The organism is Streptomyces sp. NPDC059582 (genome assembly GCF_042735715.1).
Lineage (GTDB): Bacteria > Actinomycetota > Actinomycetes > Streptomycetales > Streptomycetaceae > Streptomyces.
Window position 1 is genome coordinate 113,684 of sequence record NZ_JBHWCC010000023.1, and the last position, 19,919, is coordinate 133,602.

The 19,919-nt window shown below is 71.2% G+C and carries 16 protein-coding genes; 6 read left to right on the forward strand and 10 right to left on the reverse strand.

All coding sequences use genetic code 11. The features are described from left to right. The first annotated feature begins 145 nt into the window (after positions 1-145). Together ACFV0T_RS20935 and ACFV0T_RS20940 are read left to right on the forward strand one after the other, a co-directional pair. A complete protein-coding gene (locus ACFV0T_RS20935; protein WP_385781039.1) occupies positions 146-583 on the forward strand; it encodes a PPOX class F420-dependent oxidoreductase in 438 nt (145 codons plus the stop codon). Positions 584-872: 289 nt separating this feature from the next. Beyond that, positions 873-1,283 (forward strand): VOC family protein, encoded by a 411-nt coding sequence (locus ACFV0T_RS20940; protein ID WP_385781042.1) that lies wholly within the window; start codon positions 873-875, stop codon positions 1,281-1,283. A 55-nt stretch (positions 1,284-1,338) separates the two neighbouring features. Here the strand turns inward: ACFV0T_RS20940 and ACFV0T_RS20945 are convergent, their stop codons facing one another. Continuing rightward, on the reverse strand, positions 1,339-2,697 hold the full coding sequence (locus ACFV0T_RS20945; RefSeq protein ID WP_385781045.1) for an MFS transporter: 1,359 nt from the start codon (positions 2,695-2,697) through the stop codon (positions 1,339-1,341). Between the two features lie 308 nt (positions 2,698-3,005). Further along, complete coding sequence (locus tag ACFV0T_RS20950; RefSeq protein ID WP_385781047.1) at positions 3,006-3,671, reverse strand: TetR/AcrR family transcriptional regulator; 666 nt, start codon at positions 3,669-3,671, stop codon at positions 3,006-3,008. A gap of 162 nt (positions 3,672-3,833) precedes the next feature. Between ACFV0T_RS20950 and ACFV0T_RS20955 the strand changes: the two genes are divergently transcribed. Both ACFV0T_RS20955 and ACFV0T_RS20960 read left to right on the forward strand, forming a co-directional pair. Then, the gene (locus tag ACFV0T_RS20955) at positions 3,834-4,775 is read left to right on the forward strand and encodes a shikimate dehydrogenase (RefSeq protein WP_385781050.1); all 942 of its coding nucleotides are present in this window, start codon (positions 3,834-3,836) and stop codon (positions 4,773-4,775) included. 14 nt (positions 4,776-4,789) lie between these two features. After that, positions 4,790-6,571 carry a bifunctional sugar phosphate isomerase/epimerase/4-hydroxyphenylpyruvate dioxygenase family protein gene (locus ACFV0T_RS20960; protein WP_385781053.1) on the forward strand — a complete coding sequence of 594 codons (1,782 nt, stop codon included), beginning with the start codon at positions 4,790-4,792 and terminating at the stop codon, positions 6,569-6,571. A gap of 211 nt (positions 6,572-6,782) precedes the next feature. Here the strand turns inward: ACFV0T_RS20960 and ACFV0T_RS20965 are convergent, their stop codons facing one another. From ACFV0T_RS20965 to tkt, 7 genes are read right to left on the reverse strand one after another with little or no spacing between them, the layout of a single operon-like run. Next, positions 6,783-7,370, reverse strand: a complete 588-nt coding sequence (locus ACFV0T_RS20965) for a histidine phosphatase family protein (RefSeq protein WP_385781056.1) — start codon at positions 7,368-7,370, stop codon at positions 6,783-6,785. 8 nt (positions 7,371-7,378) lie between these two features. Further along, positions 7,379-8,257: a phosphogluconate dehydrogenase (NAD(+)-dependent, decarboxylating) gene (gene gnd / locus ACFV0T_RS20970; RefSeq protein WP_385781059.1), complete on the reverse strand. Its 879-nt coding sequence runs from the start codon at positions 8,255-8,257 to the stop codon at positions 7,379-7,381. A gap of 6 nt (positions 8,258-8,263) precedes the next feature. After that, a complete protein-coding gene (gene pgi / locus ACFV0T_RS20975) occupies positions 8,264-9,910 on the reverse strand; it encodes a glucose-6-phosphate isomerase (protein ID WP_385781062.1) in 1,647 nt (548 codons plus the stop codon). Then, positions 9,903-10,838 carry a glucose-6-phosphate dehydrogenase assembly protein OpcA gene (gene opcA, locus ACFV0T_RS20980; protein WP_385781064.1) on the reverse strand — a complete coding sequence of 312 codons (936 nt, stop codon included), beginning with the start codon at positions 10,836-10,838 and terminating at the stop codon, positions 9,903-9,905. The genes pgi and opcA overlap by 8 nt, the downstream gene beginning before the upstream one ends. Next, positions 10,835-12,361, reverse strand: coding sequence for a glucose-6-phosphate dehydrogenase (zwf, locus tag ACFV0T_RS20985; protein WP_385781086.1), 1,527 nt, complete (start codon positions 12,359-12,361; stop codon positions 10,835-10,837). Before zwf ends, opcA begins: the two co-directional genes overlap by 4 nt. 59 nt (positions 12,362-12,420) lie before the next feature. Continuing rightward, entirely contained in the window at positions 12,421-13,563 is a 1,143-nt protein-coding gene (gene tal, locus ACFV0T_RS20990; RefSeq protein WP_385781066.1) for a transaldolase, read from the reverse strand. A 19-nt stretch (positions 13,564-13,582) separates the two neighbouring features. Next, positions 13,583-15,658, reverse strand: a complete 2,076-nt coding sequence (gene tkt, locus ACFV0T_RS20995) for a transketolase (RefSeq protein ID WP_385781069.1) — start codon at positions 15,656-15,658, stop codon at positions 13,583-13,585. A gap of 146 nt (positions 15,659-15,804) precedes the next feature. Here tkt and ACFV0T_RS21000 point away from each other — a divergent pair, with 146 nt between their 5' ends. After that, entirely contained in the window at positions 15,805-16,746 is a 942-nt protein-coding gene (locus ACFV0T_RS21000) for a helix-turn-helix domain-containing protein (RefSeq protein WP_385781072.1), read from the forward strand. Positions 16,747-16,965: 219 nt separating this feature from the next. On the opposite strand, the gene ACFV0T_RS21005 is transcribed toward ACFV0T_RS21000, so the two are convergent. Then, the gene (locus ACFV0T_RS21005) at positions 16,966-18,369 is read right to left on the reverse strand and encodes a glycoside hydrolase family 16 protein (protein ID WP_385781075.1); all 1,404 of its coding nucleotides are present in this window, start codon (positions 18,367-18,369) and stop codon (positions 16,966-16,968) included. A 380-nt stretch (positions 18,370-18,749) separates the two neighbouring features. On the opposite strand from ACFV0T_RS21005, the gene ACFV0T_RS21010 reads away from it, so the two are divergent. Continuing rightward, positions 18,750-19,799: a hypothetical protein gene (locus tag ACFV0T_RS21010; RefSeq protein WP_385781078.1), complete on the forward strand. Its 1,050-nt coding sequence runs from the start codon at positions 18,750-18,752 to the stop codon at positions 19,797-19,799. Positions 19,800-19,919 lie beyond the last annotated feature (120 nt).

The window sequence follows — 19,919 nt, forward strand, 5'->3', positions numbered from 1 at the left end:
TGTTCGAGCGCCGCCGTGACGTATCGCACGGGCATCCTGCGCCCCGCCGGCAACCCGGCCGCGGCGACGGCGACGAGGAGAGGCGACGGGAAGAGGTTCCCGCCGAGGCGGAATACCCGGCTCGGCGGGTCCGGTTGACGTGGGTATGACTCAGGACGCGACGCAGGACGCACTGCTGGAGCTGCTCTCCGAGAGCGGCGGCGGGGTGCTGGTCACCCTCAGGCGCGACGGCCGCCCCCAGCTGTCGAACGTCAGCCACGCCTACTACCCCGACGAGAAGATCATCCGTGTCTCGATCACCGACGACCGGGCCAAGACCCGCAACCTGCGCCGGGACCCGCGTGCCTCCTACCACGTGACCAGCGCCGACCGGTGGGCCTACACGGTCGCCGACGGCACGGCCGACCTCACGCCGGTGGCCAAGGACCCGCACGACGACACGGTCGAGGAACTCGTCCGTCTCTACCGCGACATCCAGGGTGAGCACCCCGACTGGGACGACTACCGGGCGGCCATGGTCCGCGACGGCCGGCTCGTACTGCGGCTGCGGGTGGAGCGGGCGTACGGGGTGCCACGGCGATGACCCGCACCATTGCTGACACCTGACACCTGACACCTGACACCTGACACCTGACACCTGACACCTGACACCTGACACCTGACACCGGGCCGGCCGTCCGCCGGACGGGTCAGCTGCCCGCGGGCTCGTCGGCGGTGCGGGACCGCTGCTGGACGGTGCGGTCGACGAGCCCGAGAGGTGAGGTGAGGTGGTCGGGACCTAGGCCTTGGGGCGCAGGCCTGACGACCGATGGTCCGGCGATCACGGGTTCCCTAGGCTGCCGACAGATCACCCACTGTGAGGAGATGCCCGGATGCCCGTCGACGGCCGCAGCCATATCCGTATCGCCCGCCCGTCCCGCGATCTGGCCGCGGCCGAGCGCTTCTGGGCGGCGGGGCTCGGGCTGAGCGTGGTCTGGCGTGCCGAGGGCGGCACGGCGCCCGGCGAGCACGACCTGCTGATGCTCGGCTGGCCGGACGCCGCCTGGCACCTGGAACTCGTGCACGAGCCCGGCCGTCCCGTCGAGCCCCGTCCCACGCAGGAGGACCTCCTCGTCGTCTACGTCGACGGCCCGGTGCCGGACGACCTGGTCACCCGGCTCGAGGAACACGGGGGCAGGCGGGTGCCGTCGCCCAACCCCTACTGGAACGAGTGGGGCGTGACCGTCGAGGACCCGGACGGGTACCGGCTGGTGCTGTGCCGGCGAGGCTGGTCCAACGTCTGACCAGGCGTGAGGGGCGGGGCCACGGACCGCCGTCGCCCCGCCCCTCACGCCCTCGTCAGGCCGTCACCGTCTCCGGCCGCGACTCGCGCGTACGGCCGTGCTCGCCGAGGAGTTCCGTCGGCACCCGGTGGGTCTCGCGGGCCGTGAGGGCGGCGATCACCGGCGGGACGCACAGGGCGGCGGTGAACAGGCCCACCGACGACCAGCCGTCACCGTCCGGGCCCGCGATCCGCGCGGCGAAGGTGACCGCGAACCCGGCCACGGCGAAGCCGATCTGCGTGCCGATCGCCATACCGGAGAGCCGGACCCGGGTGGTGAACATCTCGCCGTAGAAGGAGGGCCACACGCCGTTCGCGGCGCTGTAGACGACGCCGAAGGCGACGATGCCCATCAGCATGATCAGCGGGTAGGAGCCGGTCGAGATCGCCCACAGGTAGAGGAACATCGTCACCGCGCTGCCGACGGCACCGACCAGGTACACCGGACGGCGGCCGATCCGGTCGGACAGCGCGGCCCACAGCGGGATCGTGCCGAGCGCGACGAGGTTGGCGAGCGCGCCCACCCACAGCATGGCGGAGCGGTCCATCCCGACCGCGTCACTGGTCGCGTACGCCAGCGCCCACACCGTGAAGATCGTGCTGACCGAGGCGACCAAGGCGCCCGCGATCACCCGCAGCACGTCCGCCCAGTGCTCGCGCATCAGTACCGCCAGCGGGAGCTTCGCGACCCCTTCGCCGGCGGCCTGCTGGGCGAAGGCGGGCGTCTCCTGGAGCCTGCGCCGGATGACGTAGCCGGCGACGGCGACCGCGACGCTCAGCCAGAACGGCAGCCGCCAGCCCCAGGACAGCAGTTGGTCCTCGGGCAGCGCGGCGACCGGGATGAAGACGAGGGTGGCGATCAGCTGGCCGCCCTGGGTGCCGCTGAGAGTGAAGCTGGTGAAGAAGCCGCGTCGGTCCGGCGGCGCGTGTTCCAGCGTCATCGAACCGGCGCTGGCCTGCTCGCCCGCCGCGGAGATGCCCTGAAGGACGCGGCAGAGCACGAGCAGGACCGGGGCGAGGCCACCGACCTGGGCGCGGGTGGGCAGGCAGCCGATGAGGAACGTCGACAGGCCCATCAGGAGCAGCGTGAAGACCATGATCTTCTTGCGGCCGAGCCGGTCGCCGAAGTGGCCGAGGAAGAGCGCGCCGACCGGCCGGGCGGCGTAGGCGACGCCGAAGGTGGCCAGCGACAGCAGGGTCGCGGTGGCCGGGTCCGACTCGTCGAAGAAGACCTTGGGGAAGATCAGCGCGGCCGCGCTGCCGTAGATGAAGAAATCGTAGTACTCCAGGGCGCTGCCGATCCAGGCGGCGGTGGCGGCCTTCCTGGGCTGGCCGGGGGGTGCGGCGGGGTCACTGGGCGCGGCGGGGACGGACACGGCTGTGCTCCTTCGGGGGAACTCCGACATCGACGGAGTGAGCGGAAGGGGAGCGAAAGGGAGCGAAAGGGAGCGGAAAGGGAGCGAAAGGGAGCGGAAAGGGTGTGGGACGGAAGCGGAGCGGAAGGGGGCGGAAGGCAGCGGAAGGGGACAAGGGCCGGATCCCCGGGGTGACGGGTCGGCCGTGCCGGGTGCTCGGTGCTGCCCGGTTAATTAACCCACTGGATAGTTAGTAGCGGTTGGCTACGGATGTTGCGCCCACGTTTCCCGGGTGTCAAGGGGTCGCGCCGGAAGAGCTCTCCCGGCTCTCAGTCCGCCGCTCGCTCCGCCGTCAGATAGGCGATCACCATGTCGCCGAGCATGGCGCGGTAGCGCTCGCGCTGGGCCGGGTCGACCAGGTCGCGGCCGAACAGGGCGCCGAAGGTGTGCCGGTTGGAGACCCGGAAGAAGCAGAAGGAGCTGATCATCGCGTGCAGGTCGACGGCGTCGACGTCAGCCGTGAACAGCCCGGACTCCTGGCCGGAGGCCAGGATGCGGCGGATCACGTCCAGCGCGGGCGAGCCGATCCGCCCCAGCTTCGCCGAGGCCGCGATGTGTTCGGCCCCGTGGATGTTCTCGATGCTCACCAGGCGGATGAAGTCCGGGTGCTGCTCGTGGTGGTCGAAGGTGACCTCGGCCAGCCGCCGAATGGCCGCCACCGGGTCCAGGTGCTCGACGTCCAACTCCTGTTCGGCCTTGCGGATGACTCCGTACGCCCGTTCCAGGACGGCCGTGAACAACTGGTCCTTGCCGCCGAAGTAGTAGTAGATCATCCGCTTCGTGGTCCGGGTGCGGGCGGCGATCTCGTCGACGCGGGCCCCGTCGTAGCCGGCCCGGGCGAACTCCTGCGTGGCGACGTCGAGGATCTCGGCCCGGGTCCGGGCGGCGTCGCGGATGCGCCCGTTGGGTCGTGCCGGTTCGTCGACGCTGGTCATCGGGTTCCTTCGGGCGTAGGGCCAGTGCCGGTGATTGTAGAAGCAGGCCCGGGTGACGCCGTCGGGGTCTACCCGGGATAACTTCCGCCTGATATAGCTAACGTACTAGTTCGTTCATTAGTGCCAGCTTCTCGTGACCATGAGCCGCTCAGGAGGTCCGCCGTGACCAAGGTTTCGAAGGACCCGCGAGCCCCGGGGGAGCCGGGGGGCCCGAAGGGCTCGAAGGACTCGTATCTCGTCGGACTGATCGGTTCCGGGATCGGCCCCTCGCTCAGCCCCGCCCTGCACGAGCGCGAGGCCGACCGCCAGGGCCTGCGCTACCTGTACCGGCTGATCGACCTCGACACCCTCGGCGTTGCCCCGGAGGCGGTGGGCGACCTGGTGCGGGCCGCGCGCGACCTGGGCTTCGACGGACTCAACATCACCCACCCCTGCAAGCAGCTCGTCATCGCGCACCTCGACGCGCTCGCCCCGCAGGCCGAGGCCCTCGGAGCCGTCAACACCGTCGTCTTCGAGGACGGCCGCGCGACCGGGCACAACACCGACGTCACCGGCTTCGCCGCCTCCTTCGCGCGCGGGCTGCCCGACGCCCCGCTGGAGCGGGTCGTGCAGCTGGGCGCGGGCGGCGCGGGCGCGGCCGTCGCGCACGCCACCCTCACCCTGGGCGCCGGACGGGTCACCGTCGTCGACGCCCTGCCCGAGCGGTCGGCCGCGCTCGCCGACGCCCTCAACACCCACTTCGGCGCCGGCCGGGCCGCCGCCACCACCCTGGACCGCCTGCCGGACCTGCTCACCCGGTCCGACGGCATCGTGCACGCCACCCCCACCGGCATGGCCGCCCACCCCGGCCTGCCCCTGTCCGCCGCCCTCCTGCACCCCGGCCTCTGGGTCGCCGAGGTGGTCTACCGCCCGGTCGAGACCGCACTGCTGCGCACCGCCCGCGCGCTGGGCTGCGCCACCCTCGACGGGGCCGGCATGGCCGCCTTCCAGGCCGTCGACGCGTTCCGCCTGTTCACCGGGCGGGAACCCGACAGCGCGCGGATGCTCGCGGACATCGCCGAACTGGCCGGTGCCGGTGCCGGTGCCGTGGGGACCCCGAAGTAGAGAGAGGTACAACCGTGCGTACGTCCGTCGCCACCGTCTCCCTCAGCGGATCCCTCACCGAGAAGCTCACCGCCGCCGCACGGGCGGGCTTCGACGGTGTGGAGATCTTCGAGAACGACCTGCTCGCCAGCCCCCTCACCCCCGAGGAGATCCGCGTCCGGTGCGCCGACCTCGGCCTGCGGATCGACCTCTACCAGCCGATGCGCGACATCGAGGCCGTGCCCGAGGCCGAGTTCGCCCGCAATCTGCGCCGCGCCCGGCACAAGTTCGAGCTGATGCGCAGGCTCGGCACCGACACGGTCCTCGTCTGCTCCAGCGTCTCGCCCCTCGCCGAGGACGACGACGACCTCGCCGCCGGTCAGCTGAGCCGACTCGCCGACCTCGCCCGGGAATTCGGGGTTCGCGTCGCCTACGAGGCGCTCGCCTGGGGACGGCACGTCAGTACGTACGACCACGCCTGGCGCGTCGTCGAGACGGCCGGCCACCCCGCACTCGGCACCTGTCTGGACAGCTTCCACATCCTCTCCCGGGGCTCCGACCCGAAGGGCATCGAGGACATCCCCGGCGAGAAGATCTTCTTCCTCCAGCTGGCCGACGCCCCGCTCCTGGCCATGGACGTCCTCCAGTGGAGCCGGCACTACCGCTGCTTCCCCGGCCAGGGCGGCTTCGACGTCGCCGGGCTGGTCCGGCACGTGCTGCGCACCGGCTACACCGGCCCGCTCTCCCTTGAGGTCTTCAACGACGTCTTCCGGCAGGCCGAGGCGGGCCCGACCGCGGTGGACGCCCAGCGCTCCCTGCGCGTCCTCCAGGAGAGCGTCGGCCTGACCACGTTGCCCGCCCCGGTCGTCCCCACCGGCGTCGCCTTCGCCGAACTCCTCACCCCCGACGCCGAACCCGTCGCGGCCCTCCTGGGCGCCCTCGGCTTCGCCCGCGCCGCCCGCCACCACGGCAAGCCCGTCGACCTGTGGCAGCAGGGCGAGGCCCGCCTCCTGGTCAACACCGGACCGGCCGCCGGCCGTGACGGCACCCGGCTCGCCGCGATCGGACTGGAGTCACCCGACCCGGCCGGCGCCGCACGCCGCGCCGAGGCCCTGCTCGCCCCCGTCCTGCCCCGCCGCCGCGCCCCACAGGACGCCCCGCTCGAAGCGGTCGCCGCCCCCGACGGCACGGAACTCTTCTTCTGCGCCACCGGCGACACCGAACTGCCCGACTGGCGCGCCGACTTCACCGACACCGGCGACCAGCCGGCCGGCACCGACATCACTCGAATCGACCACCTCGCCCTCACCCAGCCCTGGCATCACTTCGACGAGGCGGCCCTCTTCCACCGCAGCGTCCTCGGGCTGCACGCACAGGACAGCGTCGACGTCGCCGACCCCTACGGCCTCTTCCGCAGCCGCGCCGTCACCGACGCCGACGGCCGTGTCCGGATCGCCCTCGCCGTCGGCCCGGCACCCGCGCGGGACGAGGCCCGCGCCCAGCACATCGCGCTGGCCACCCCCGACGTCGTCGCCACGGCCCGCCGCTTCCGCGCGGCCGGCGGCCGCCTGCTGCCGATCCCCGCCAACTACTACGACGACCTGGCCGCCCGCCACCACCTCCCCGACGACGAGCTGGAGACCTACCGCGACCTCGGCATCCTCTACGACCGCGACGCCCACGGCGAGTTCCGCCACTGCTACACCGACACCGTCGGCCGCGTCTTCCTCGAACTGGTCCAGCGCGACGGCGGCTACCGCGGCTACGGCGCCCCGAACGCACCGGTACGCCTGGCCGCGCAGCACGCCGTGCGGTGACGACGACGCCGCCTCACCGACGGCGACGCCGCCTCACCGACGGCGACGCCGCCTCACCGACGAGGACGCCGGCTCACCGACGAGGACGCCGGCTCACCTACGACGGCGGCTCGCCCCCGAGGACGGCTGACGGTCCCGGGGAACGCCCCCGACCCGAGTACGGCGAAGGCCCGGTCCGTTCGGCGAACGGACCGGGCCTTCGTGCACGGCGCTACGGCCGGGTGTTCCACTCCGCGATCACCGGTCGTTCGTGTTCCGTCGACAGCCGGCTGATCGACCCCGTCGCCAGCTGGAACAGCCGGCCCTCCGCGGGGGACAGCCCCAGCCGGCGGGCCGCCAGCACCCGCAGGAAGTGGGCGTGGGCGACGAGGAGCACATCGCCGTCCGCGAGTGCCTCGTCGACCCGGGACAGCAGCCGGTCGGCGCGCAGGCCCACCTCGGTGGGCGACTCGCCCGGGTGGCCCTGCGGTCCCGGCGGGACGCCGTCGTTCCACAGGTACCAGTCGGGTCGGGTGCGGTGTATCTCGACGGTGGTGACGCCCTCGTAGCCGCCGTAGTCCCACTCGTGCAGGTCGGGATCGACCACGGCCCCCGTCACGCCGGCGAGTTCGGCGGTGCGCACCGCCCGGCGCAGCGGGCTGGTCAGCGCCAGCGCGTAGGTCCGGGCGGACAGGAGCGGAGCGAGTGACTTGGCCTGCTCCTCGCCGTGCCCGGTGAGAGGCAGGTCGGTGTAACTGGTGTGCCGACCCGACACGCTCCACTCAGTCTCGCCGTGTCGGACCAGCAGAAGATCACCCACGACCGGTGCTACTTCGCCGACTCGACGGCGTGACCGCCGAACTGGTTGCGCAGGGCCGCGACCATCTTCATCTGCGGGGAGTCGTCCTGGCGGGACGCGAACCGGGCGAAGAGGGAGGCGGTGATCGCCGGGAGCGGCACCGCGTTGTCGATGGCCGCCTCGACGGTCCACCGGCCCTCGCCGGAGTCCTCTGCGAAGCCCTTCAGCTTCTCCAGGTGCTCGTCGTCGTCGAGGGCGTTGACCGCGAGGTCGAGCAGCCAGGAGCGGATGACCGTGCCGTCCTGCCAGGAACGGAAGACCTCGCGCACGTCCGTGACGGAGTCGACCTTCTCCAGGAGCTCCCAGCCCTCGGCGTAGGCCTGCATCATGGCGTACTCGATGCCGTTGTGGACCATCTTGGAGAAGTGGCCGGCGCCGACCTTGCCCGCGTGGACGTAACCGTACGGGCCCTCCGGCTTGAGCGCCTCGAAGATCGGCTGGAGGCGTTCGACGTGCGCCTTGTCGCCGCCGACCATCAGGGCGTAGCCGTTCTCCAGGCCCCACACGCCGCCGGAGACGCCGGCGTCGACGAAGCCGATGCCCCGGGTGCCGAGCTCCTCGGCGTGCTTCTCGTCGTCCGTCCAGCGGGAGTTGCCGCCGTCGACGACGACGTCGCCGGCCTCCAGCAGACCGCCGAGTTCGTCGACGACCGACTGGGTGGCGGGGCCCGCCGGGACCATCACCCAGACGGTGCGCGGCGCCTGGAGCCCGTCGACCAGTTCGGCCAGGCTGCTCACGTCGGTGACTTCGGGGTTGCGGTCGTAGCCGATGACGGTGTGGCCGGCGCGGCGGATCCGCTCGCGCATGTTGCCGCCCATCTTGCCGAGACCGATGAGTCCGATCTGCATGTCAGTTCACTTCCTAAGCGTGCGGTAAGCGGCGACCAGGGCAGTGGTGGAGGGGTCCAGTCCGGGCACGTCCGCGCCCTCGGTCAGGGCCGGTTCGATCCGCTTGGCCAGGACCTTTCCGAGCTCCACGCCCCACTGGTCGAAGGAGTCGATGTTCCACACCGCGCCCTGGACGAACACCTTGTGCTCGTAGAGCGCGATCAGCTGGCCGAGGACCGACGGGGTCAGCTCGGGCGCGAGGATGGTCGTGGTGGGGTGGTTCCCCTGGAACGTGCGGTGCGCTACCTGCTCCTCGGACACGCCCTCCGCGCGGACCTCCTCGGCGGTCTTGCCGAAGGCGAGCGCCTGGGTCTGTGCGAAGAAGTTGGCCATCAACAGGTCGTGCTGGGCGGCGAGTCCGCCGCTCAGCTCGGGCACGGGCCGGGCGAAGCCGATGAAGTCCGCCGGGATGAGCTTCGTGCCCTGGTGGATCAACTGGTAGTAGGCGTGCTGCCCGTTGGTGCCGGGCGTGCCCCACACCACCGGGCCGGTCTGCCACTCGACCGGGTTGCCGTCGCGGTCCACCGACTTGCCGTTGGACTCCATGTCCAGCTGCTGGAGGTAGGCGGTGAACTTGGAGAGGTAGTGCGAGTAGGGCAGCACCGCGTGCGACTGGGCGTCGTGGAAGTTGCCGTACCAGATGCCCAGCAGGCCGAGCAGCAACGGAGCGTTGGCCTCGGCCGGCGCGGTGCGGAAGTGCTCGTCGACGAGGTGGAAGCCGTCGAGCAGCTCGCGGAACCGGTCCGGGCCGATGGCGATCATCAGCGACAGGCCGATGGCCGAGTCGAAGGAGTAGCGCCCGCCGACCCAGTCCCAGAACTCGAACATGTTGTCCGGGTCGATGCCGAACCCGGTGACCTTCCCGGCGTTCGTCGACAGCGCCACGAAGTGCTTCGCGACCGCCTTGTCCTCGCCGCCGAGCCCCGCCAGCAGCCAGGACCGGGCCGAGGTGGCGTTGGTGATGGTCTCGATGGTGGTGAACGTCTTCGACGCGACCACGAACAGCGTCTCCGCCGGGTCGAGGTCACGGGTGGCCTCGTGCAGGTCGGCGCCGTCCACGTTGGACACGAACCGGAACGTCAGATCCCGTGCCGTGTAGGCGCGCAGCGCCTCGTACGCCATCGCCGGGCCGAGGTCGGAGCCGCCGATGCCGATGTTGACGACGTTGCGGATCCGCTTGCCGGTGTGGCCGGTCCACTCGCCCGAGCGGACCCGGTCCGCGAAGGCGGCCATCTTGTCGAGGACGGCGTGCACGGCGGGGACCACGTTCTCGCCGTCGACCTCGACCACCGCGTCCCGCGGGGCGCGCAGCGCGGTGTGCAGCACCGCCCGGTCCTCGGTGGTGTTGATCTTCTCGCCACGGAACATGGCGTCCCGCAGCCCGAACACGTCGGTGGCGGCGGCCAGCTCACGCAGCAGGGTCAGGGTCTCGTCGGTGACCAGGTGCTTGGAGTAGTCGATCCGCAGATCGCCCACACGCACCACGTAGCGCTCCGCGCGACCGGGGTCGGTCGCGAACAGCTCACGCAGCCGGGTGCGGGGCTGCCACGCGGCGCGGTGGTCGGCGAGCGCCGTCCACTGCGGGCGCCGGGTGAGCAGGGGGGAGTCAGGCATGGGAGGGGGTCTCCTTGGTGCCGTCGCCCCGCAGGGCGATGGCGTACATCTCGTCGGCGTCGAGGCGGCGGAGCTCCTCGGCGATGAGTTCGGAGGTGGTGCGGACCTTCAGCGCGAGGGTGCGCGACGGCTGCCCCGGCAGGGTCAGCGTGGCCAGCGGCCCCTCGGGCCGGTCGATGACGATCTCGCCGCTCGCGGTGCCCAGCCGTACGGCCGTGACGACCGGCCCGGCGGTGACCACGCGGTCGACCTTGACCTTCAGCCGGGCCTCCAGCCACCGGGCGAGCAGCTCGGCGCTGGGGTTGTCGGCCTCGCTCTCCACGGCCGCCGAGGTGATCTTCGCGCGGGCCTGGTCCAGGGCCGCGGCCAGCATCGAGCGCCACGGGGTCAGGCGGGTCCAGGCGAGGTCGGTGTCGCCGGGCGCGTAGGACTTCAGGCGTGCCTCGAGCGCCTTGAGGGGCTGCTCGACGGCGTACATGTCGGTGATCCGGCGCTGGGCGAGCGCGCCCAGCGGGTCCTTGGCGGGCACGTCGGGCGCGTCCACCGGCCACCAGACGACGACGGGCGCGTCCGGCAGCAACAGCGGCAGCACCACCGAGTCGGCGTGGTCGGACACCTCGCCGTAGGTGCGCAGCACGACGGTCTCGCCGGTGCCCGCGTCGGCGCCCACCCGGACCTCGGCGTCGAGGCGGGAGTTGGTGCGGTCGCGCGGGGTGCGCGCGTGCCGCTTGATGACGACCAGGGTGCGCGAGGGGTGCTCGTGCGAGGCCTCCTCGGCCGCCCTGATCGAGTCGTAGGCGTTCTCCTCGTCCGTGACGATGACCATCGTCAGGACCATGCCCACGGCGGGGGTGCCGAGGTCCCGGCGACCCTGCACGAGCGACTTGTTGATCTTGCTTGCCGTGGTGTCGGTCAGGTCGATCTTCATGGCCTGCGCCAGCTCCGTCCGTCTCGTGCGAGCATCTCGTCGGCTTCCTCGGGTCCCCAGCTGCCCGAGGCGTACTGGGCCGGCGTGCCGTGCTCCGTCCAGTACGCCTCGATCGGGTCGAGGATCTTCCAGGACTCTTCCACTTCCTGGTGACGGGGGAACAGGTTGGCGTCGCCGAGCAGTACATCCAGGATGAGCCGCTCGTACGCCTCCGGGCTGGACTCCGTGAACGACTCGCCGTACGCGAAGTCCATCGTCACGTCCCGGATCTCCATGGAGGTACCCGGCACCTTCGAACCGAACCGGACCGTCATGCCCTCGTCGGGCTGGACGCGGATGACGATCGCGTTCTGGCCGAGCTCCTCGGTGGCGGTGGAGTCGAAGGGGGAGTGCGGCGCGCGCTGGAGGACGACCGCGATCTCGGTGACCCGGCGGCCCAGCCGCTTGCCGGTGCGCAGGTAGAAGGGGACGCCCGCCCAGCGGCGGTTGTCGATCTCCAGTTTGACGGCGGCGTAGGTGTCGGTCTTCGACTTGGGGTCGATGCCGTCCTCCTGGAGGTAGCCGACGACCTTCTCGCCGCCCTGCCAGCCCTGCGCGTACTGCCCCCGGACGGTGTGGTCGCCCAGCTCCTCGGGCAGCCGCACCGACTTCAGCACCTTCAGCTTCTCGGTGAGCAGGGACTCGGCGTCGAAGGCGATCGGCTCCTCCATGGCGGTGAGCGCCATCAGCTGGAGCAGGTGGTTCTGGATGACGTCACGGGCCGACCCGATGCCGTCGTAGTAGCCGGCCCGGCCGCCGATGCCGATGTCCTCGGCCATGGTGATCTGCACGTGGTCGACGTAGGAGCGGTTCCAGATCGGCTCGTACATCTGGTTGGCGAAGCGCAGCGCCAGGATGTTCTGGACGGTCTCCTTGCCCAGGTAGTGGTCGATGCGGAACACCTGGTCCGGCTCGAACACGTCGTGCACCACCCGGTTGAGCTCCCGGGCGCTGTCCAGGTCGTGGCCGAACGGCTTCTCGATGACCGCGCGCCGCCAGGAGCCCTCCGGCGCGTTCGCCAGACCGTGCTTCTTCAGCTGCCGGACGACCTTCGGGAAGAACTTCGGCGGTACGGAGAGGTAGAAGGCGAAGTTGCCGCCGGTGCCCCGGGAGGCGTCGAGCTCCTCGACGGCCTCCCGCAGCTGCTTGAACGCGGTGTCGTCGTCGAAGTCGCCGGGGATGAACCGCATGCCCTCGGCGAGCTGCTGCCAGACCTCCTCGCGGAACTCCGTCCGGGAGTGCTCGCGGACCGCGTCGTGCACGACCTGCGCGAAGTCCTGGTCCTCCCAGTCGCGGCGGGCGAAGCCGACGAGCGAGAAGCCCGGTGGCAGCAGACCGCGGTTGGCCAGGTCGTACACGGCCGGCATCAGCTTCTTGCGGGAGAGGTCGCCGGTGACGCCGAAGATGACGAGCCCGGACGGGCCCGCGATCCGCGGCAGCCGCCGGTCCCGCGGGTCCCGCAGCGGGTTGTCCCACTCCGCCATCGGGACGATCGGGACCTGCACCCGCTCCGGTGCCGTCCCCTGGTCGGGCTTGCCGGCCATCACGCGTCAACTCCCTTGCTGTTCAGGGACTTCGTCACGGCGTCCAGCAGGTCCTGCCAGGACACCTGGAACTTGGCGACGCCCTCGTCCTCGAGCTGCCCGACGACCTCGTCGTAGGAGATGCCGAGCCGCTCGACGGCGGCGAGGTCGGCGCGGGCCTGGGCGTAGCCGCCGGTCACCGAGTCGCCGTGGATGTCTCCGTGGTCGGCCGTGGCGTCGAGGGTGGCCTCCGGCATGGTGTTGACGGTGCCGGGGGCGACCAGCTCGTCGACGTACAGGGTGTCCTTGTACGCCGGGTCCTTCACACCGGTGGAGGCCCACAGGGGGCGCTGCTTGTTGGCCCTGGCGCCCGCGAGGGCCGTCCAGCGGCCGCCGCCGAAGACGTCCTCGTACGCCTCGTAGGCGAGCCGTGCGTTGGCCAGCGCGGCCCGGCCCTTCAGCGCCAGTGCCTCGTCCGTGCCGAGGGCCGTCAGCCGCTTGTCGATCTCGCTGTCGACGCGGGAGACGAAGAAGGAGGCCACGGAGTGGATCTTCGACAGGTCCAGGCCGCGCTCCTTGGCCTTCTCCAGCCCGGCGAGGTAGGCGTCCATGACCGCGCGGTAGCGCTCCAGCGAGAAGATCAGCGTGACGTTGACGCTGATGCCGAGGCCGATGACCTCGGTGATGGCCGGCAGACCCGCTTCGGTGGCCGGGATCTTGATCATGACGTTGGGGCGGTCGACCAGCCAGAACAGCTGCTTGGCCTCGGCGACGGTGGCCCGGGTGTCGTGGGCCAGACGGGGGTCGACCTCGATGGACACACGGCCGTCACGGCCGGCGGTCGCGTCGTGGACGGGACGCAGGACATCGGCGGCCGCGCGCACGTCCGCGGTCGTCATCATCCGTACGGCCTCGTCCACCGTGACGCCCCGCACCGCCAGCTCGGCGAGCTGCTCCTCGTAGCCCGCGCCGGAGCCGATGGCGGCCTGGAAGATCGACGGGTTGGTGGTGACACCCACCACGTGCCGGTTCTCGACGAGTGCGGCGAGGTTGCCGGAGGTGATCCGCCCGCGCGAGAGGTCGTCCAACCAGATCGAGACGCCTTCGTCGCTGAGGCTCTTGAGGGCTCCCGCGGTCGCGGTTGCTTCGGTCACTGTGATCATCTTCTTTCTTGCGGTCGGGTCAACCGCGCGCGGCGGCCAGGGATTCCCGGGCGGCCACGGCGACGTTCTCGGGGGTGAAGCCGTACGCGGCGAAAAGGGTCTTGGCGTCCGCGGAGGCGCCGAAGTGTTCGAGGGAGACGATGCGTCCTGCGTCACCTGTGAACCGGTACCACGTCAGACCGATGCCCGCCTCGATTGCGACGCGCGCCCGCACGGACGGCGGCAGGACCCGCTCGCGGTACTCGCGCGGCTGCTCCTCGAACCACTCCACGGACGGCATCGACACGACGCGGGTGCCGATGCCCTCGGCCTCCAGCAACTCGCTTGCGGCGACGGCCAGCTGGACCTCGGAACCGGTGGCGATGAGTACGACGTCGGGGGCCGGCGTCGACGCGTCCCGCAGGACGTAGCCGCCCTTGGCCGCGTCCGGGTTCCGCGCGTAGGTCGGTACGCCCTGACGGGTGAGGGCGAGACCGTGCGGGGCCGGCGCGGAGCTGTGCCGGCGCAGGATCTCGGCCCAGGCGACGACCGTCTCGTTGGCGTCGGCCGGGCGCACCACGTTCAGGCCGGGGATGGCCCGCAGCGCGGACAGGTGTTCGACAGGCTGATGGGTGGGGCCGTCCTCGCCGAGACCGACGGAGTCGTGCGTCCACACGTACGTCACCGGCAGCTGCATCAGCGCGGACATGCGCACGGCGTTGCGCATGTAGTCGGAGAAGACCAGGAACGTGCCGCCGTAGACCCGCGTGTTGCCGTGCAGGGCGATGCCGTTCATCTCCGCGGCCATCGAGAACTCGCGGATGCCGAAGTGGACGGTACGGCCGTAGGGGTCCGCCTCCGGCAGCGGGTTGCCCGCGGGGAGGAAGGACGACGTCCCGTCGATGGTGGTGTTGTTCGAGCCGGCCAGGTCGGCGGAGCCGCCCCACAGCTCGGGCAGGACCGCGCCGAGCGACTGGAGCACCTTGCCGGAGGCCGCACGGGTGGCGACGGCCTTGCCCTCCTCGAACACGGGCAGGGCGTCCTCCCAGCCCTCGGGCAGCCGGCCTGCCACGACCCGGTCGAAGAGACGGGCGCGCTCGGGCTCGGCGCAGCGCCACTCCTCGATCCGCTTGTCCCAGGCGGCGTGCGCCTCGGCGCCCCGGTCCAGGGCCGTACGGGTGTGGGCGAGCACGTCGGGGTCGACCTGGAATGACCGCTCGGGGTCGAAGCCGAGGACCCGCTTGGTGGCCGCGACCTCGTCGTCGCCGAGCGCCGAGCCGTGGCTGGCCTCGGTGTTCCGCGCGTTCGGGGCCGGCCAGGCGATGATCGTGCGCATCGCGACGATCGAGGGGCGCCCGGTCTCGGCCCGCGCCGCCCGCAGCGCCGCGTGCAGGGCGTGCACGTCGATGTCGCCGTCCGCGGTGGGCTCGATCCGCTGCACGTGCCAGCCGTAGGCCTCGTACCGCTTCAGCACGTCCTCGGAGAACGCCGTGGCGGTGTCGCCCTCGATGGAGATGTGGTTGTCGTCGTAGACGAAGACCAGGTTGCCGAGCCGCTGGTGGCCGGCGAGGGAGGAGGCCTCCGCGGAGACCCCCTCCTGGAGGTCGCCGTCGGAGACGATCGCCCAGATGGTGTGGTCGAACGGGGACTCGCCCTCGGGGGCGTCCGGGTCGAACAGACCCCGCTCGTAGCGGGCGGCCATCGCCATGCCCACCGCGTTGGCCACGCCCTGGCCCAGCGGGCCGGTGGTGGTCTCGACGCCGGCCGTGTGACCGTACTCGGGGTGTCCCGGCGTCTTCGAGCCGTGCGTGCGGAACGCCTTCAGGTCGTCCAGCCCCAGCTCGTACCCGGCGAGGAAGAGCTGTGTGTACAGGGTGAGCGAGGTGTGGCCGGGGGACAGGACGAAGCGGTCACGGCCGGTCCACTCCGGGTCCGCCGGGTCGTGACGCATCACCTTCTGAAAGATCGTGTACGCCGCCGGGGCCAGGCTCATGGCGGTGCCCGGGTGGCCGTTGCCGACCCGCTGTACGGCGTCCGCCGCGAGCAGACGGGCGGTGTCGACGGCACGCCGGTCGAGTGCGGTCCACTCGAAGCTGTTCGTCGGGTGCGTGCTCATCTTCAAGAAATCCTCGATCGGAGCGGGAACTATCGTCTGACGTGTTCAAACTTAAAAGTCTGACTTTTACGAAGGAAGGTGGAGGTGTGCCAGCCTGTGGTGAAAGTGGGACACCGACAGTGCGACCGGAGCGGTACGAGAAGGACATGGCGGACACAACCACCCAAGGTGTAGGCGCGCAGCCCCAGGTCAGGGACGTGGCCGAGGACGCGGGCAGCGGCGGCGGCGACGGGATCAGGACCTTCCCCTTCCCGGTCGATCTGAGCCTCGGCGGTGTCGGCATGCAGGCCGTCCGGATGGGCCCCGAGCGCACCTGGCACCTCGACGCACCCCTCGAACGCGTCCACCGCATCGACTTCCACGTCGTGATGCTCTTCGACGAGGGCCCCGTACTCCACATGATCGACTTCGCCGAGTACGAGGTCGCGGCCGGCGACCTGCTGTGGATCCGCCCCGGCCAGGTCCACCGCTTCTCGAAGACGAGCGGGTACCGCGGAACCGTCCTGACCATGCAGCCGGGTTTCCTGCCCCGCGCCACCGTCGAGGCCACCGGTCTCTACCGGTACGACCTGCCGCCCCTGCTCCGTCCCGACGCGGCGCAGCTCGCCGGGCTGCGCGCGGCCCTGACCCAGCTGGAGCGCGAGTACGAGGACGGCACGACCCTGCCGCCGAGCCTGCACACGGCGGTGCTGCGGCACTCCCTGACCGCGTTCCTGCTGCGGCTGGCCCATCTCGCGGCGAGCTCCGCCGAGGCCGAGCGGGGTCGCACCGACACCACCTTCACCCTGTTCCGGGACGCGGTCGAGCGGGACTTCGCCACCAACCACAGCGTCAGCGCCTACGCCGACGCGCTCGGCTACTCGCGCCGCACCCTGGTCCGCGCGGTCCGCGCCGCCACCGGCGCGACGCCCAAGGGGTTCATCGACAAGCGGGTCGTCCTGGAGGCCAAGCGTCTGCTGGCCCACACCGAACTGCCGATCAGCCGGGTCGGGGTGGCCGTCGGGTTCCCGGACGCGGCGAACTTCTCCAAGTTCTTCCACCAGCACACGGACCTGACACCGGCGTCGTTCCGGGCGGAGCTGCGTTAGCCGTACCGCGCGCCGGTGGGCTGTCCGCGTGCCGGAACCGATCGCGCCGCCGGCGCCGGGCATCACGCCGACGGCGCCGGGGGCCGACGCCCACGGGGGCGTCCGGCCGCCCGGCGCCGCCGGCGGCGATCCACTTCACCCGGGTCGGTGGCCGGTCACCGCGTCCGGATCGGGTCGGATCGGATGGGATCGGATCGGTGACCGGTCACCGCATTCCGGTCAGTGGCCGAAGTCGAACCAGTTGACGTTCACGAAGTCCGCGGGCTGGCCGCTGGTGAAAGTCAGATACACGTCGTGCGTGCCGGTCACGGCGGCGATGTTCGCCGGGACGGTCCGCCAGGACTGCCAGCCTCCGGTACCGGCCAGCGCGAAGCTGCCGACGGGGGTACTGGTACGGCTGTCCAGGCGCACCTCGACGAGGCCGCTGACGCCCGCGCCGGCACCGCTCGCGACCCGTGCGTGGAACTGAGTGGCCGCCGTCGAACCGAAGGTGACGCCCTTGTACAGCGCCCAGTCGCCGTTGGCGAGCGAACCGATGTTCTGGCCGCCGCCGGTGTCGGTCGTGGTCTCGGTGCTGGTGCCGGACTGGCTGTCGTAGGACTCGGCCTGGATGGCGCTGTAGGCGTCGCGGCTGCCGGACGGCGGCGGTGTGGTACCGGTCCCACCGCCCGTCGACTGGAGCACCTGCACGTAGTCGACGACCATCGGGTGACCGGACTGGGTGTCGCCGTCCAGACCGCCGCCGAACGCGTCCGGGAAGCCGCCGCCCATCGCCACGTTCAGGATCAGGAAGTAGCCGTGGTTGGTGGCGTTGGTCCAGGTCGTCGCGTCGACCTGGTTCGCCGTGACGGTGTGGTAGTTGACGCCGTCGACGAAGAAGCGGATCGCCTCGGGGCTCGCCGAACGGTCCCACTCCATGGTGTAGGTGTGGAACCCGGACTGGCAGGTCGAGCCTGGACACGCGACGGAGTTGCCGATGCCGGTGGTCTCGTTGCACGGGCCGCCCGGGCTGCTGCCGCAGTGCATCGTGGCCCACACCTTGTTCAGACCCTGGACGTTCTCCATGATGTCCAGCTCGCCGACGCCGGGCCAGTTCTGGTAGTTGCCGCGGTAGGGCGCGCCCAGCGCCCAGAACGCGGGCCAGTAGCCCTCGGCGGCGGTGCCGGTGACGTTGGGCATCTGGATGCGGCCCTCGACGCGCAACTTGCCGCCGGCCGGGGGCCGGAAGTCGGTCCGGGTGGTCTCGATGCGGCCCGACGTCCAGGTGCCCGCGGAGGTGCGCAGCGGGGTGATGCGCAGGTTGCCGCTGCCGTCGAGCGAGACGTTGCTGGTGCTCGTCGTCATCGTCTCGACTTCGCCGGTGCCCCAGTTCGCGGGGCCGCCGGGATACGAAGTTCCGGTGTCGTACTGCCAGTTGGAGGTGTTGACGCCGGAGCCCGCGGCGCCGTTGAAGTCGTCGAGGAAGACCTGCGTCCAGCCCGACGGCGGCGTGGGCGCGGAGGCGTTGGCGGGCAGCGTGGCGACCGTGGCGGCGGCGGCCGCCAGGCCGAGGGTGGCGAGCACGGCGACGAGAGCGCGCCGGACGGGGCGCCGTCTTCCGGATGTGCCGGAGGTTTCGCTCATGGGGGTGCCTCTCGGGTACGGAGTGAAGTGCGCGGGTGCACGGATGCGGGGGTGTGCGGATGCACGGTCACGCGGTTCTTCGGTCACGCGGCTGTGCGGGGGAGCGGCCGGAGCGCTCGGAGCGTTGCTTTGAGAGCGCTCTCAAAGTGCGGCCAATGTGCTCCCCGGCACTCCGGTCGTCAAGAGGTGAAACCGAGAAATTCCTTAAGGCGCAGGGGAGTTCACCCCATGAATGCGTGAATGTGCTGGAGCGTGCCGTCGGCCTCCCGGTCCGCGCGGGAGGCTCCGGCCGCCGAGTCCGCCGGCGCCACCTGAGATCTCCGTGACGATGTGCACTCGCTAACCTGTCGTGATCACGACCGGACCACGACAGGGGAACCATGAGTCTGCGCCGTTACCAACTGCTGCCCGTCTGCGCCGTCCTCGGCGCCGTAGCCCTCACCGCCTGCTCGGGCTCGGGCGGTACCGGGGGCACGGGAGGGTCGTCCGATGCCAAGGGCGACGGGGACACGGGCGGTGTGATCTCGCTCGCGGACGCGAAGAACGTCCTGCGCACCTACGTGAAGGTCAACAACGCGGCCAACACCACGCAGGACACCGAGCGGACGGCGACCGTGGAGAGCGGCGCGCTGCGGTCCCAGAGCCAGGCGGCCTTCCAGCAGTACCCGGCCTGGACGAAGAAGGAGCAGGCGGACTCCGAGACGCCCTTCTCCTACCCCGTCGAAGGCGCCCGTTTCCACATCCCGCCGAAGGGATCCGCCGAGTTCTTCATGGTGGACACCCGGATGACCGGCGAGGGCATCGACAAGGACCGGCGCCGGCTGCTGGCCTTCAAGCAGGTCGTCGACGAGAAGGCCAAGAGCGGCAAGGCATGGAAGGCCGTCGCCGTCGGCGAGATCACCGACGGACTGCCGGCCGTCGCCGAGGACGGCGACGGATTCGCCACGCCGGTCGCGGCCACCGACGCGGTGGGCTCGTTGAAGGCGGGCGATCTGGTCGGTCTGTCCCAGGACTTCTACGTCACGGGCGGCAGGAAGGCGGCCGGCGCCTTCACCGAGACGGACTCCGTCAAGGCCTGGAAGAAGGCCTACGCCAAGCGCGCGTCCTTCACGGACGACTGCGTCGACGGCGAGTACGAGGCCGGCTCGGGCGGTGCCGACACGGCGTACGGCGTGAAGACGCGGGACGGCGGCGCGCTGGTCCTCTACGACTTCGGCTTCGTCTACAAGAACTGGACGAAGGCCGAGTGCCCCGGCAGCGACCTGCAACTCGACGACCTGCCCGTCGTCTCCAAGATCTACCTCAACGGCAGGACCACGATCTCGAACCTCAGCCGCAGCGAGTCGGTGATGGCCATGGCCGTGGTGCCGCCCTCGGGCAAGAAGGTCCGCGTCACCGGGTACGAGGAGCAGCTGACCTACGCCCGGTGAGCACCCTCGGCGTTGCGTGACGGCGTGACGGCGTGACGGCGTGACGGCGTGACGGCGTGCAGGCCTGGGCGTGGCGCCGCAGGCCTGACGGCGTGGTGGCGCGAACGGGCGTCTGTCGCC

Excerpts from the sequence above, each read along its gene's own strand:
- gnd (WP_385781059.1), bottom strand. The coding sequence starts at position 8,257 with ATGCAGATCGGACTCATCGGTCTCGGCAAGATGGGCGGCAACATGCGC.
- opcA (WP_385781064.1), bottom strand. The coding sequence starts at position 10,838 with ATGAAGATCGACCTGACCGACACCACGGCAAGCAAGATCAACAAGTCG.
- tkt (WP_385781069.1), bottom strand. The coding sequence starts at position 15,658 with ATGAGCACGCACCCGACGAACAGCTTCGAGTGGACCGCACTCGACCGG.
- ACFV0T_RS20950 (WP_385781047.1), bottom strand. The coding sequence starts at position 3,671 with ATGACCAGCGTCGACGAACCGGCACGACCCAACGGGCGCATCCGCGAC.
- ACFV0T_RS21010 (WP_385781078.1), top strand. The coding sequence starts at position 18,750 with ATGAGTCTGCGCCGTTACCAACTGCTGCCCGTCTGCGCCGTCCTCGGC.
- pgi (WP_385781062.1), bottom strand. The coding sequence starts at position 9,910 with ATGCCTGACTCCCCCCTGCTCACCCGGCGCCCGCAGTGGACGGCGCTC.
- tal (WP_385781066.1), bottom strand. The coding sequence starts at position 13,563 with ATGATCACAGTGACCGAAGCAACCGCGACCGCGGGAGCCCTCAAGAGC.
- ACFV0T_RS20940 (WP_385781042.1), top strand. The coding sequence starts at position 873 with ATGCCCGTCGACGGCCGCAGCCATATCCGTATCGCCCGCCCGTCCCGC.
- ACFV0T_RS21005 (WP_385781075.1), bottom strand. The coding sequence starts at position 18,369 with ATGAGCGAAACCTCCGGCACATCCGGAAGACGGCGCCCCGTCCGGCGC.
- zwf (WP_385781086.1), bottom strand. The coding sequence starts at position 12,361 with ATGGCGGAGTGGGACAACCCGCTGCGGGACCCGCGGGACCGGCGGCTG.
- ACFV0T_RS21000 (WP_385781072.1), top strand. The coding sequence starts at position 15,805 with ATGGCGGACACAACCACCCAAGGTGTAGGCGCGCAGCCCCAGGTCAGG.
- ACFV0T_RS20935 (WP_385781039.1), top strand. The coding sequence starts at position 146 with ATGACTCAGGACGCGACGCAGGACGCACTGCTGGAGCTGCTCTCCGAG.